General features: G+C 45.1%; 14 protein-coding genes. 7 read left to right on the top strand and 7 right to left on the bottom strand.

The window, feature by feature from the left end; all coding sequences use genetic code 11:
* The first annotated feature begins 19 nt into the window (after positions 1–19).
* Positions 20–994 carry an L-dopachrome tautomerase-related protein gene (locus J7I42_RS29005; protein ID WP_209142845.1) on the top strand — a complete coding sequence of 325 codons (975 nt, stop codon included), beginning with the start codon at positions 20–22 and terminating at the stop codon, positions 992–994.
* A gap of 176 nt (positions 995–1,170) precedes the next feature.
* On the opposite strand, the gene glgX is transcribed toward J7I42_RS29005, so the two are convergent.
* From glgX to J7I42_RS28985, 4 genes are read right to left on the bottom strand one after another with little or no spacing between them, the layout of a single operon-like run.
* Entirely contained in the window at positions 1,171–3,318 is a 2,148-nt protein-coding gene (gene glgX, locus J7I42_RS29000; protein ID WP_236065600.1) for a glycogen debranching protein GlgX, read from the bottom strand.
* A 9-nt stretch (positions 3,319–3,327) separates the two neighbouring features.
* Positions 3,328–5,997: a malto-oligosyltrehalose synthase gene (gene treY, locus J7I42_RS28995; RefSeq protein ID WP_209142843.1), complete on the bottom strand. Its 2,670-nt coding sequence runs from the start codon at positions 5,995–5,997 to the stop codon at positions 3,328–3,330.
* 19 nt (positions 5,998–6,016) lie between these two features.
* Entirely contained in the window at positions 6,017–7,846 is a 1,830-nt protein-coding gene (gene treZ, locus J7I42_RS28990) for a malto-oligosyltrehalose trehalohydrolase (protein WP_209142841.1), read from the bottom strand.
* Entirely contained in the window at positions 7,846–9,393 is a 1,548-nt protein-coding gene (locus tag J7I42_RS28985; RefSeq protein WP_209142839.1) for an FAD-dependent oxidoreductase, read from the bottom strand. The genes treZ and J7I42_RS28985 overlap by 1 nt, the downstream gene beginning before the upstream one ends.
* Positions 9,394–9,479: 86 nt before the next feature.
* On the opposite strand from J7I42_RS28985, the gene J7I42_RS28980 reads away from it, so the two are divergent.
* A complete protein-coding gene (locus tag J7I42_RS28980) occupies positions 9,480–9,962 on the top strand; it encodes an inorganic diphosphatase (RefSeq protein ID WP_209142837.1) in 483 nt (160 codons plus the stop codon).
* A gap of 376 nt (positions 9,963–10,338) precedes the next feature.
* Here the strand turns inward: J7I42_RS28980 and J7I42_RS28975 are convergent, their stop codons facing one another.
* Entirely contained in the window at positions 10,339–10,644 is a 306-nt protein-coding gene (locus tag J7I42_RS28975; RefSeq protein WP_209142835.1) for a DUF6496 domain-containing protein, read from the bottom strand.
* Positions 10,645–10,768: 124 nt separating this feature from the next.
* On the opposite strand from J7I42_RS28975, the gene J7I42_RS28970 reads away from it, so the two are divergent.
* A complete protein-coding gene (locus J7I42_RS28970) occupies positions 10,769–11,251 on the top strand; it encodes a CinA family protein (protein WP_209142833.1) in 483 nt (160 codons plus the stop codon).
* On the opposite strand, the gene J7I42_RS28965 is transcribed toward J7I42_RS28970, so the two are convergent.
* Positions 11,252–11,908, bottom strand: coding sequence for a DUF6766 family protein (locus J7I42_RS28965; RefSeq protein WP_209142831.1), 657 nt, complete (start codon positions 11,906–11,908; stop codon positions 11,252–11,254).
* Positions 11,909–11,994: 86 nt separating this feature from the next.
* Positions 11,995–12,564, bottom strand: a complete 570-nt coding sequence (locus tag J7I42_RS28960) for a YciE/YciF ferroxidase family protein (RefSeq protein ID WP_209142829.1) — start codon at positions 12,562–12,564, stop codon at positions 11,995–11,997.
* Between the two features lie 189 nt (positions 12,565–12,753).
* Between J7I42_RS28960 and J7I42_RS28955 the strand changes: the two genes are divergently transcribed.
* From J7I42_RS28955 to J7I42_RS28945, 4 genes are read left to right on the top strand one after another with little or no spacing between them, the layout of a single operon-like run.
* Complete coding sequence (locus tag J7I42_RS28955; RefSeq protein WP_209142827.1) at positions 12,754–12,999, top strand: hypothetical protein; 246 nt, start codon at positions 12,754–12,756, stop codon at positions 12,997–12,999.
* A 50-nt stretch (positions 13,000–13,049) separates the two neighbouring features.
* A complete protein-coding gene (locus J7I42_RS35775; RefSeq protein WP_378572843.1) occupies positions 13,050–13,208 on the top strand; it encodes an ATP-binding protein in 159 nt (52 codons plus the stop codon).
* Entirely contained in the window at positions 13,171–13,287 is a 117-nt protein-coding gene (locus J7I42_RS35770) for an ATP-binding protein (RefSeq protein ID WP_378572840.1), read from the top strand. The genes J7I42_RS35775 and J7I42_RS35770 overlap by 38 nt, the downstream gene beginning before the upstream one ends.
* A 10-nt stretch (positions 13,288–13,297) precedes the next feature.
* The gene (locus tag J7I42_RS28945; RefSeq protein WP_209142823.1) at positions 13,298–13,654 is read left to right on the top strand and encodes a response regulator; all 357 of its coding nucleotides are present in this window, start codon (positions 13,298–13,300) and stop codon (positions 13,652–13,654) included.
* Positions 13,655–13,686 lie beyond the last annotated feature (32 nt).

The raw sequence follows: 13,686 nt of genomic DNA, 5'->3' as shown, positions 1-13,686 counted from the left end.
AAATTATTAAAACTGCTTTATGATCCGTTCAAGCTTATTCATTATTTGTTACACAATTGGCATTACCGCCTGCAATAAATTCCCCTGTGAACCGGAAAAGCCGCAATTGACAACCGTGATCACAGACGATACATTTCAATTGACCGGGGTGGCCATTTCGACCGATGGTCGTTTGTTCACCAATTACAACTGGGCCCCGGAAGTGCATGACAAGCATTTTCTTGCACAGGCCCTGTTTGCCGATGAGGTGAACAATCTATGGGCAGTGACCGATTACGCTAACAGCCATAAACTGGTAAAAATAAACTTGAACAACAACACCACTGAAAAGACTTATTCATTTGATGGAATGACAGCTGCCACCAGCCATATTAAAAACGTGCAGATAGATGACCAACATCAGTTTGCCTACCTCACCAATAGCAGCGAAGGCGGTATTGTGGTGGTAAACCTGGCTACCGGCAACATGCGACAGGTGTTGCAGGAACACTACTCTACCAAAAGCGATCCCAATTTCACATTCATTATCGACGGGCGGGAATTAGTGAAGAACGGACAGCCGGTAAAGATCAATTCAGATGGCATTGCATTAACGCCCGATGGCGAATGGCTGTATTATAAACCACTTACTGATGACAAGCTTTATCGTATTCGCACCGAATACCTGCGTAATGAAACCATGAACAGCGCCCAATTGGGCAGCCAGGTAGAAGACCTTGGCCATTTTGCCCCCACCGACGGAATGATCTTTGACCAGAAAGGTAACCTGTACATAGGCGACATGCGTAAATATGCTATCCTGCGTATTACCCCCGACCTTAAAATGGAAACAGTGACCGTAGATGCCAACCTTATCTGGCCAGACAGTTATTCCATTTCGAAAGATGGCTGGTTGTACATCAGCTGTTCACAGATCCAAAAGCAACCGGAATACAATGAAGGCGTAAATAAACGTATCGCACCCTATGCTATTTACAAGCTGAAGATTGAATAATTATCAAAACCTAGATGTATGATTGAGATGTTTTTTGTTGGGATATTGGTGGTTTTAGCGGTAATTGTTTTTATCATAATAGTAGCTAACAAAGCAAGAAAAGGGGAACGCATCGGTGAAGACGGGATTCACGACCGATAAGCCAACTTACCAATAATTGTATTTTAAGGCAGCCACTAGCTAGTGGGATTATGCAATAAAATAACCGAGCGGCCTTCAGCCGTAACCGTATCACCCGAATTATAGGTTGTACCATCCGCATTTACCGTATCTTTTACCGTATTGATCACTTCCTTCCAGCTTTCGGCATAATTAGCCGGTGGCAATTTAAATTGAACCGGGTCTGCCGTGCTATTAAAGATCACATAAAAATTATCATCGGTGATCTTTTCGCCCATGGCACTGATCATATCCAGATCGGCCCCGTTCAGATAAGTGGCCAGTGAGCGCGCCACCCCGGTTTGATACATATCATCTTTTACCTCTTTACCATCGGGCAGGAACCACTCGATATCTTTTAAATTGATCTCTTTTATCAAATGCCCCCTGAACCACCGACGGCGGCAAAACACCGGATGATTCCGGCGCCAGTGGATCAACTGCCGGGTAAATTCCAGTAATCCGGTATCGGCTTTTTTCCAATCGATCCAGGAAATTTCATTATCCTGGCAATAGGTATTATTGTTCCCGTTCTTGGTACGGCTTATTTCATCGCCACTTAAGATCATGGGCACGCCTTGTGACAGCAGCAAGGTGGTGAGCAGGTTGCGTTTTTGCCGTTCGCGCAGGTCGGTTATTCCCTTCTCTTCCGTTGGCCCTTCTACCCCACAATTCCAGCTGTGGTTACTATTATCACCATCCTTATTGTCTTCTCCATTGGCTTCATTGTGCTTTTCATTATAGGATACCAGGTCATTGAGGGTAAAACCATCATGGGCGGTAATAAAATTCACGCTGGCGGTAGGAAACCGGTAATCGCTTTGATACAGATCGGCACTTCCGGTGAAACGTTCGGCAAATTCGGTCAGCATGCTATCGCCACCACGCCAGTAGTCACGCATACAGTCGCGGTACTTACCATTCCATTCAACCCAGCCGGGTGGAAACTTCCCTACCTGGTAACCGCCTTCGCCCACATCCCAGGGTTCGGCTATTAACTTCACCTGTGAAATGAGTGGGTCCTGATAAATAATATCAAAGAAAGCGCTCAGGCGGTTCACATCGTGTAACTCACGGGCAAGTGTGGCGGCCAGATCGAACCGGAACCCATCTACCTGCATATCTGTGATCCAATACCGTAAGCTGTCCATGATCAGTCGCAGCACCCCTGGCAAATTGGCATTAAGCGTATTGCCGGTACCGGTATAATCCATATAAAACCGCTTATCTTCCGTAAGGCGGTAGTATGCCTCATTATCGATGCCCTTGAACGACAGCGTAGGGCCCATGTGGTTTCCTTCGGCCGTATGGTTATATACCACATCGAGGATCACTTCAATTCCTGCTTTATGCAGTTCCTTCACCATGTTTTTAAATTCGGTGACCTGTTCGCCTTTTACACCACTGGAAGCATAGCGTACATCCGGTGCAAAAAAGCCGATGGTGTTATACCCCCAGAAATTGGTCAACCCTTTTTCAACCAGGTGGCGGTCGGCTACAAAATGATGTACGGGCATCAGCTCAATGGCGGTTATTCCGAGGCTTTTAAAATAATTTATTGTTGCCGGATGCGCCAACCCGGAATAGGTGCCGCGCAATTCTTCGGGAACATCGGGATGTAGTTTGGTAAACTCTTTTACATGCACTTCATATATCACCGACTGGTCGTACGGGATCTTGGGCGGCTGTACATTCTCCCAATCGAATTGCGTGTCTATTACGACCGAGCGCGGCATATAAGGCGCGCTATCCATACCATTAAGGCTCAGGTCATCCTGGCCCATCTTATAACTAAACACACTGTCGTGCCAGTCTATGAGGCCTGAGAGCGCCTTGGCATAGGGATCGAGCAATAATTTATTGGAATTAAAACGTTTGCCATCATCGGGGTCATACAGCCCGTGTACGCGGTAACCATATAATTGCCCGGGTTTCAGATCGGCCACATAGATATGCCATACGTGGTGTTCCCGTTCCTTGAGCTTTATTTTTACAAATTCTGTTTTACTGTCCAGGTCTTCGAACAGGCATAATTCTACTTCCTCTGCATGTTCGCTGTAAATAGCAAAATTAACACCTTTCCCATCGTACGTTGATCCCAACGGAAACGCCTTTCCCGGATAAATGCCTGACGGCATCGTCCCTAATTTTTTTTCCGCAATCATAATAAGTAATTATTTAACTTCTCCGGTGAGCAATAAAACCGGGAAATTGTTGAATAGGGTATGTATTGGTAATTCGCCTGTTGTTTCGACCATTTCACCGGTAAAGATATTTTTCCATTGTACCGGGGCGTCGTTTGGCAGGGTAATAGAGCAATTGGTAAGGGCTTCATTGATAGCAACCGGTGCTATTATCAGTACCCATTCATTTTTATAGCGCCTTGCATAGGCAATAATTCCACAATTACTGGTAGTATACAAGGGTATATAGTCGCCATGCAAAAAAACGGCCGCCATGTCGCGCCGGCATTGCAGGGCCTTCCAGGTAACATAAAATTTCTCCCCTCCTTCACCTCTTTTATCCTTCACCAACTTTAATACAGCTGTCCAGCCCTTCCGTTCCTCTTCTTTTAAGGCTATTACATATTGTTTAAATATGTCAAAATCAACCGGCTGCCGGTTATCCGGGTCTACATAACTGGTATTCCAGCCTTCACTGCCCTGGTAAATATCCGGCACGCCCGGTGCCGTGATCTTCACCAGTGTTTGTGTTAATGACAAAACTTGAGTGGTGGTGACTATCTTTCTAAAAAATGGCAGAAAGCTTTTTAGAAAATTATGCTGTGTTGACAGCATCTTTTCTATGAACCGGCACCCTGCTTCTTCATACCGGATATCGGGTGTCTGCCAGTTGGTAAACAACTTTGCTTCGCGGATCGATTTTATATAATAAGCCTTCAACCGGTCAAGATATTCGGGGGTGACCCGCTCATCAGCAGGAAAACCGGCAAGGAGGGATTGATAAATAAAATATTCATCCTCACTCCCGGGCAGCGAATGCCCGTCACAGCTTTCTTTACACGAAGCATTGATCAATCGCCATTGCTCATTTACCTGTTGCCATTCGGGCACAAACCACGTGAGCGCATTCACGCGCAAGCGACCATCCTCGCCGCGTTTGGTATCATGAGTAGAAGTGGTATTTAATGAAAAAGGGAATTGTTGTTGTCGTTGCCGCATCCATTGGTGAAAGTCGGCCACTGTATATTCATCTCTGTCGGGGGCGTCCCCTACTTCATTATGTCCTAACAGGGCATTGTACACGTAAAAGGTTGTATCCTCCACGCCTTTGGCCATGAGCGGACCGGTAAACTGCATCAACCGTTTTTGAAACTCCAGGCGGCGCAGGTTCACGCTTTTATCGTTTTCATCGATGGTAAAGATGGTTTGCAATGATCGCAAGGCATCCTTCCATTCCGGGCCCCTTGCCATGGCTTCTTTAAAAGTGTCGTTGATAATTTCGGGTGCCTGGCCATTGGGAGGTTCTTCACCGGGATACAACCGGTACACCGGCAAACAGCACATAAACAGTGCCAGCGCCTGTTTGGTATCCTCCGATTTTACCGTTTCGGGAACCAGTTGCAACGTATATAAACGCCGCACCAGGTTATCCCATTCCCCTACCATATAGGTCTCCAGAAAGTTCCGTTTCTTTTCGAAAATGATGGTCTTGTAATCCGGCGTCTTCGGAAAAAGGGTTTGATAATAAGTTTTCAACTGGCGGGCGCCCGTTATATCGGTCAACAACCAACTGATCTGTGCAGTAAACTCATAACCGGTGGTGCCCTGCACGGACCAGTTTCCTGGAAGTTGCTCCTGTTGTTCCAATATTTTTTCTACCACCACATAACAATCATTACCAAAGAGCTGGCGCAGCCGGTTTAGATATTCAAGCGGCGCTTCCAGTCCATCTATATGGTCAATCCGCAACCCATGCACGTCTTTTTGCCGATACAGATTGTGCAACAACTGGTGGTATTCATAAAAAACCAGTTCATTGGCCATGTTCACGGAGATCAGTTCGTTCACGGCAAAGAACCGGCGATAATTAATAACCTGGTTGGCATTTTTCCAGTAACAAAGCTGGTAATATTGTTGCTGTAACAGGTTTTGTAATACACGGGCATCGTTGTTTATTATGTCCAGTAGTTTGTACACCTCCGTCACCCCCTGGGCATTGGCCATAAATGCATTTACCAGGGAAGTCTTTATTTCGCGCCACGAAAGCAATGGCCAATCCTGCATGGCTTCCTTTTGCAATTGTATTATCAGCTGCGTAGCAGTTTCCTGCGGCAACAAAGCCAATAAGGCCTCATAAGCACTGGTTGACAAGGGATAGGTTTGCTCACCGTATTTTATTACAAAACCTGTTTGATTGAGCGTTATTTTAATTTCCTGTTGTTGCAGGCATTCTGACAGCGATTTTCCCAGGAAGGGTGTCAGTACCTTTCCGGTAAGCATGGGATCGGGATGCTGCCAGTCGATATCGAACCAGTTATAATAAGGGGAATGCGGCCCCCGTTCCAGCACATCGGCCAGCCGGTGGTTGCTCATGGCAAACACCATGTGATTGGGCACCACATCCTGTAACCAGGTCATGTCTTTTTGATGTAACGCTTCATTAATACGCTGCAACTGATCAATGGTCCCGATTTCACTGTTCAACGTATAAGGATCTGCAACATCATAACCATGCAGGCTGCCAGCTGGCGCTGTAAAGAACGGGCTGGCATAAATGGTGGAAATACCCAATTCATGCAAATAAGAGATAAGTGCTTCTACATGACTGAAATTAAATGAGGCATTCAACTGTAACCGGTAAGTTGATACAGGTATTCTCATAAACCATTCACTTTATTATTTATTCTTCAACCTTTGGTAATTCGAAAACAATTGCAGAGAACGGATTTATTAAGAAGGGTTGTTCCGGCTGTACAACAGCGGGCGCCAGGCTGCCGGGACCATACCATTCCACATCGGAAGAATCGAATACTTTAGTACGGGCATGTTCAAATTGGATGTGCTCCGGGTCTTTTCCAAGATTTAAATAAATGATCAGTACATCTTCATTGCCATGCCGTTCAAATTGCAATACCCTGTTTTGGATGCGAATGTTTCGCACCGCATTCCCGCGCCGGAAATTATGCAGGGCCGGTCGGTTCTTTCGTAAAGCGATCAGGTATTTATAGAACCTGAACAACCCCGGCACTTCATCAATACGCCAGCTTATCTTAGATTGATTGAAAATAGCCTCCTCCTGCGGATTGGGCACTTCTCCTTCCCAATTAAATACTGCAAATTCTTTTCGCCGGCCTTCGCATAAGGTTGCTATCAATTCTTCATCTGAATGACTGGTAAAGTACAGGAAGGGATTTTTTTCGCCATACTCCTCCCCCATAAACAACAAGGGCACATGGGGTGATAACATCAGCGTGGCGGCCGCCAGTTTCAGCGCTTCGGGTGAAAGGGTGGCCGTTAGCCGGTCACCCAACAGGCGATTACCCACCTGGTCGTGATTCTGTACAAATGCTATAAATTGATTGTATGCTGTATTGGCAGGCACCCTACCAAAATGCCTGTTGCGATGTTTGGAGTATTGTCCGGTATATACATAAGAATCCTGCAGGGAACGCGCCAGGTCTTCCATGGTACCAAAATCTTCATAATACCCGGTTTGCTCACCGGTAATAAGCGAATGCAGTGCATGGTGAAACTCATCTACCCATTGCGCATCCATGCCATAACCACCCTGTGCAACCGGGGTTATATAACGCGGATTGTTCAGGTCAAATTCGGCTATCAGGATCTTTCTTCTTTGTACGCGTTGTTCCAGTAACCTTACCTGCGCGGTCAGCTCTTCCATAAAATGCAGCGCACTGCTGTCGAAGATGGCATGTACCGCATCGACCCGAAGTCCATCTATATGAAATTCATTGAGCCACATCAGCGCGTTCTGAATAAAAAAATTCCGAACGCCATCACACCCAGCGCCGTCGAAATTTACGGCCCCACCCCAAAACAGTTTGTATTTATCCGTAAAGTAAGGGCCGAAGTCGGGCAGATAATTCCCTTCGGGGCCGGCATGGTTATAGACCACGTCGAGTATAACAGCGATGCCCCGTTGATGAGCCGCATTTACCAGCTCTTTTAAATGGGCTGCCGTGCCATATTCATTATGAATTGCAAAGGGAAAAACGCCATCATAACCCCAGTTATGATGGCCGGGGAACTGGGCAATGGGCATCAATTCAATAGCGGTTATTCCCAGCGTTTGCAGGTGATCTAATTTGGAGATGACACCCAGAAAATTGCCGGCTTCTGTAAAGACGCCGGTATGTAATTCATACAAGATCATATCAACGAGCTCTATGCCCTGCCAATCGGTGTCAGTCCAGTTAAATGAAGTATCAGGCACTGCGGAAGCGCCGTGCACGCCTGTTGGCTGCCAGTGCGATGCAGGATCGGGCCGAAGCAAATTATCATCTAATTGATACCAGTATTCCATCCCCGGTGTTACCTGATCAATGGTAACCGTCCAGTAACCGCCCTCCCCTTTTTCCATTGGCCAGGGATGGTCAGGTGATGTCTTTACAATCACCTTTACAGAGCTACACGCAGGCGCCCAAACAGTAAAAGTACATTGGCCATCTTTTATGGGCGCAGGGCCAATAGAGATATAGGTGGTAAGCATTAATCTTCCTTTAAGTCAATCTTTTTTAAGTCCATATTCGCAGGACCATTCAATACATCGCCATCAATGGAATACCGCGCGCCATGACAGGGACAGTCCCACGAGAGTTCAGCCGCATTCCACGTCACCCCGCATTTTAAATGCGTGCAAGTGGGGTTAAGCACATGCAGATTGCCTTCCGGATCTTTATAGAGCGCTATTTTATGTTTATCAAACACAACTACCTTACCATCACCATGCGCCAGATCAGACAAGGACTCCAACTGGTCGCGTGTTACCAGCCCACTCACCAGGTTCTTTACCACATCGGCATTCTCCTTTATAAAATTGGCAAAGCCCGCTACTGGTTTTACCCTGTTAGGATCAAACACGTCTTTATAAGCGCTGGCGCCTGTTAATATAAGGTCTGATAGCAGGATAGTAGCGACCTGACTGTACACCATGCCATTGCCGCCATAACCAGTGGCCACAAACACGTTTGGCCGGGCGCCTGGCAGTTCGCCAATATATGGCAGCCCATCGGCCGGTTCATAATACTGCGAACTCCATTTATGTGTAATACTTTCTACATTGAAATACTTTCTTACATGGGCCTCCAGGCGGTTAAAACAAGCTGTCGTGTTTTCTTCATGCCCTGTTTTATGATCTTCCCCACCGGCTATAAAATAGGGCTCACCATCTATCACCTGTGTTCTGTAATAATGATAAGGGTCAACCATATCATAACACAACTCAGCAGGATAGTTATCAAGCGGCAGCTTTACTGCCATTGCATATGACCGGTAGGGCGCACAACGTAAATGCAACACATTTACACCCGGCGGAATGTGGGTGGCATACACCAATGCATTTGTCACATAGGTAAGATCAGTATCCGTTTGCACTTCTATGATCTCCTCACTGGTCACCTCATCTGTTCGATGGGCATGAGTGACAACCGCCGTTTGCTCTATAAGCTGGCCACCTGCATCGATAAATGCCTTTGCCAGCTCGTATACGTATTTAACCGGACTGAACTTTGCCTGAGAAGGGATCTCGATGGCTTTTATAAAAGGAATGTTTACCGGAATAGTATTGGTGTAATGCACCGGCACGCTCACTTTTTCGCAGGATTCCACAATGTCTTGTAGTTCCTTTTGCTGATCGTCGTCCTGTGCAAACAGGTAAGCCGCCGTTCTTTCAAACCCACAGGCTATCTGGTATTTCTCAATGTTCTTTTCAATATTATGCACCGCTTCCTTTACACCTTGCGCTACGAGTTTGGCATTTTCCTCGCCAAAGTTTTTGATGATGGTGGTATAGGGCGTATCCAGCAAGGTATTAAGATGGGCAGTTGTGCCGCCCGTTGTACCAAAACAACAACTATGTGCTTCCAGCACCAGACACTGCAACCCGGCACTTTGTAACCGATGCGCCAGGCTAATGCCCGTAATACCAGCGCCAACAATGATCACATCATATTTTGTATCCGGGGCCGTATTGCTAATATCAAGCGGATTTACCGTCTGTTGCCATAAACTTGGCAACGCACCATCTCTTTTTATCATAGATCAAGCTTATAATTTACCTATCACTTCAAAAAACGCACCATGGCATCGGAAAGATTTTTGCAACTAAATTTGTAAAAGGGTATATGCAAACCATTGAAGTTGTTATTGAATCACCAAGGGCCACACAAGCAAAGTATAAATATGACCCAAAACAAAAGATCTTTATCCTGAAACGGTTGTTGCCGCTAGGCATGGTGTTCCCTTATGACTTTGGCTTTATACCCGGTACCCTTGGTGAAGATGGCGACCCGTTGGATGCATTGGTATTGTCAGAATTTGCCAGTTTTACTGGTGCACATCTTACGTGCCGGATTATTGGGGCATTAAAAGCCGTACAGGGAAAGGAAGGTAAAAAAGCGATTCGCAATGACCGGTATTTCTGTGTACCGGCAGGCTCCATTACCTATTCAACCATTGACACAATAGATCAACTGGGTAAAGAACACCATAAACAAATTGAAGAGTTTTTTATTAATTACAATAAAGTAGACGGAAAAGTATTCAGCTGTCTGGGAACTGTTGATGCTGAAAAAGCGTTTAAGATGATAAGAAAAGGCAAGGAGTAAAAAAAGACCTGTAAGGTTCGCCATCGGGTCCCGCACTATTAGTGAGCTTAAGCGATCACAGGTCAAGTCTTTTCGGCAGTCGGCAGTGGGCTTTGACAAGTTGCAATTTCCAATTTGGCACAAGCGGACGCTTGCGCCAGGATTTCTTTTATAAGATCAAGACCTCTAAGAGCTTGTTCGCTATTGGCGGGTTTGAATATGAAGTAAGAAGTAGGATGTAAGAAGTATGAAGAACTCGTATTTCCTACATCATGCTTCCTCCTTCGGCATTGTTTATTAAACGCAGTAACTTATTGTTCATGAGAATTTCGCACTTCGTACCTCCGACTTCCTACCTCAGGCGCTGCGACTCATCGAAGCGCCAGGAACCTATTAGTTAATGACTTGTTGATCTCTTCCTGGTTGTCCTTTTTCTGCTGGTAGATTTCTTTTTGGCGGTAGTAGCTCTTTTTTTGACTGCACTTTTTTTAGTGGCGCTTTTTTTCGTTGCCCGCTTTTTTGTAGCTGATTTCTTTTTAGGCACTTTGGCGCCTTCTTCCCGGGCTTCAGACAACCCTATGGCAATGGCCTGTTTACGGCTTTTAACTTTTCTGCCACTCCGGCCGCTTTTCAATTTACCTTCTTTCATCTCATGCATGGCCTTTTTAACTTTTTTACCTGCACCTCTTGAATATTTAGCCATAAAAAATAATTTAAAGGATTAATAATTATCATGATTCCATCAATTTCATTACCAGTCAGGAGTGTAGATGAATGTCTACAACCCGGCATATAAGCAAAGGCAATGTTTTTGTGAGCGATTGAATATGGAACTGTTTGATAAAAACCAGCTTATTAGAATTGGTAAATACCTAAAGCGTAAAAAAGAAACGATTGCGGTGGCAGAAAGTGTGACGGCAGGTTTATTACAGTATGCCTTCTCCAATATTCCGGACGCCACGGATTTCTACCAGGGTGGGCTCACTGCTTATAATGTAGCGCAAAAGTTCAAACATTTACAGGTAGAACCGATCCATGCCATGGCGGTCAACTGTGTTTCACCATCGGTGGCCGAACAAATGGCGCTACAGGTGTGCCGCATCTTTGGCGCGCATTGGGGCATAGGCATTACCGGTTACGCCACCCCGGTACCGGAATCGGATAATAAACAGTTTGCTTACTTCGCCATTACATATAAAGAAAAAATACTACTGAAGGGAATGTTACGTAGTAATGACAAGAACCCACCGGAAGCGCAGCTACATTATACACAAGCTGTATTGCAAAAACTGGCAACTGTTCTAAAGTAACTACTCCTCCGTTTCACTGCAGGGGGCATCAACCGGTTTCGACTGCGGAGATCCTTTCTGCCTAAGATATATGGACAACGCAATGATGGCAAACACCGATAAAAACTCACTTTGCCAGTTCTGGAACGATTCGAACCAGAAACGGGTACTGCCTATATATTTACCAAACGACCACAACGGCAGGCCCTTTTGTGTCAGTTGTTCATTTTCGTCTTTAAAACTTCCATACAAATGCAGGACAAAAGAAAACAGAAAGAGTAATAACAACGCAATAGTAAGAGAATGCTTATAGATAACCAGCACCCAGCCACCTTTGCGTACCGGCCAGGGCGCTCCTTTCCGATTGGGGTCCGGCTCGCGGTCCACTTCCTCCCCTTCCTCAAACCTCTTCGATTCAGATGATCCTTTTTGATACAGCCAGATGGTAAATACCACAAAAAAAGCCATTTGCAAAAACTCACTTTCCCAGTTTTCAAATGTAGCTTCCAGGAAGTGTCCGGAGGTAAGATATTTTGACAGGGTAACAGTAGGCTGACCTTCCTCCTGCTGCTCTTTATTATATTCTATTATGCCGGTAAAAGTCTGCCCAAGGAGACTAACTATAAAGAGCAGCAGGAAAACGATAGACAAACTGTTGTTATGAATGAACCGTCGCATATGAAAGGATTTACAACAACCCAAAAGAGTCCCGGCGCTCCCGCCGGGACTCTACAATCCAACAATGCTCATCAGTAAAAAAATCTTTATTCTTCCTCTTCTTCTTCTTCAGCCGACCAGTTTATACCGCCTTCCGCAATGGAGGTAAGCGTTTCATCAGTTTGTTTTTCTTCTTCCAGCGTTTGCGCCAGCAACTCGGCCACATCATCCTGCCCCATGGTTTTTGCGAGTGTTACCAACGTACCATAGGTAGCAATTTCATAATGCTCTACTTTTTGTGCAGCGGCAATGATACCGGCATCGCGTGTCATGGACCCTTTTTCAGTTTCTTCCAAAATGCTTTCACCCTCCTTTACCAAACCTTCCATGGCTTCGCATTTTTTGGCCTGGGCTTTTTTACCCATCATTTCAAAGGCTTCTTCAATACGGGCAACATGTTCCTGGGTTTGGCCCAGGTGCTCTTCAATGGCCGCTTTTAATTCCTGCGTAGTGGCTGCTTTTTGCAGCTTGGGCAATGCTTTGGTAAGCCGCTTTTCGGCCCAGTAAATATCTTTCAGGGATTCCATAAAAAAATCCTGTAGTTGGGTATTACCTTTTGCGGTGGCTGTTACACCTGTTTTCTTTTTCGTGTTGCGTGACTTAGTTGTTGCAGGCATATTCGTTAGGTTTTAGCATTTATAAATATTAATAACCCATACAAAATGTTGTGCCCACACGTAATTGGCACAAGCAGGTAATTAATTATAGAACAGAAGATTGTACTTTATTATTGATTCCCCAGGATGCGGGTATAATTGCCCAGGCATGGTACAAATATTTCAGCTATCTATTAAACACTCTCCGCTATGACCGCAGAAGACAAGATATTCAACATTGCTTTTGAAGCAGATGGTAAAAAGTATACGGGTTGGGTAAACCCATCTGATAAATTCAACAAAGATGGTTTTCCTGTATCCTTTCATGTAGTCTTAAATGATGCTTCATTTGGGCATGTATCTCATAATAACGGCGAATGGACAATTAATGAAGACCGGCCTCAGGAACTAATTGAAAAGGTAGGCAAGGCCATTGAAAGGAAATATGCCGTTTAAAAAAAAATGAAAAAGAGAAACATCATTGTCATGGGGCATCGGCTGGTGGTGTGGAAACCGGCATTAGTGTGAGCGTAAAGGATAATGGCCGTGGCATTCCTGATAACATGATCCGCGATGTATTTAAACGCTTTTTCAGGGTTTCGCACACACAAATGGGAACATCCCGGTATGGGGTTAGGGCTGTATATCAGTGCAGCAATCGTTGAAAGACACTGTGGCACAATTTCTGTCCAAAGTAAAGAACGAGCAGGGAGCATTTTTACTTTTACGCTCCCTGGTATTTAACATGCTCTTTATGAAACGGATAATTCTTGTGGATGATGATCCTGATACCCTAGATGCACTGAAATTGATATTTGATCCCGATGAATATAATTTGGTCACCTATTCCAATGGCAATGCGATACTGGAAAATCAGACAGAGATCCCAGACCTGTATATTCTGGATAAACAAATTTCAGGGGTGGATGGACTTGACATTTGCAGATTCTTAAAATCCGGCCAAAGTACTGGTCATATTCCTGTAATTATCTTGTCGGCCAGTCCTTATATTAAAAACCTGGCAAAGGCTGCTGGCGCCAATGATTCGCTCGAAAAACCATTTTCAATAAAAGTACTTCGCGAAATGGTTAAGCTACATCTTAGCCTGTAATTCATTATAAAAATAAAAAGCATCGTTCCGGC

Source organism: Niastella soli, from assembly GCF_017742245.1.
GTDB lineage: Bacteria > Bacteroidota > Bacteroidia > Chitinophagales > Chitinophagaceae > Niastella > Niastella soli.
Note: the sequence above shows the minus strand (reverse complement) of the source record. Positions and strands in the feature narration are given on the sequence as shown.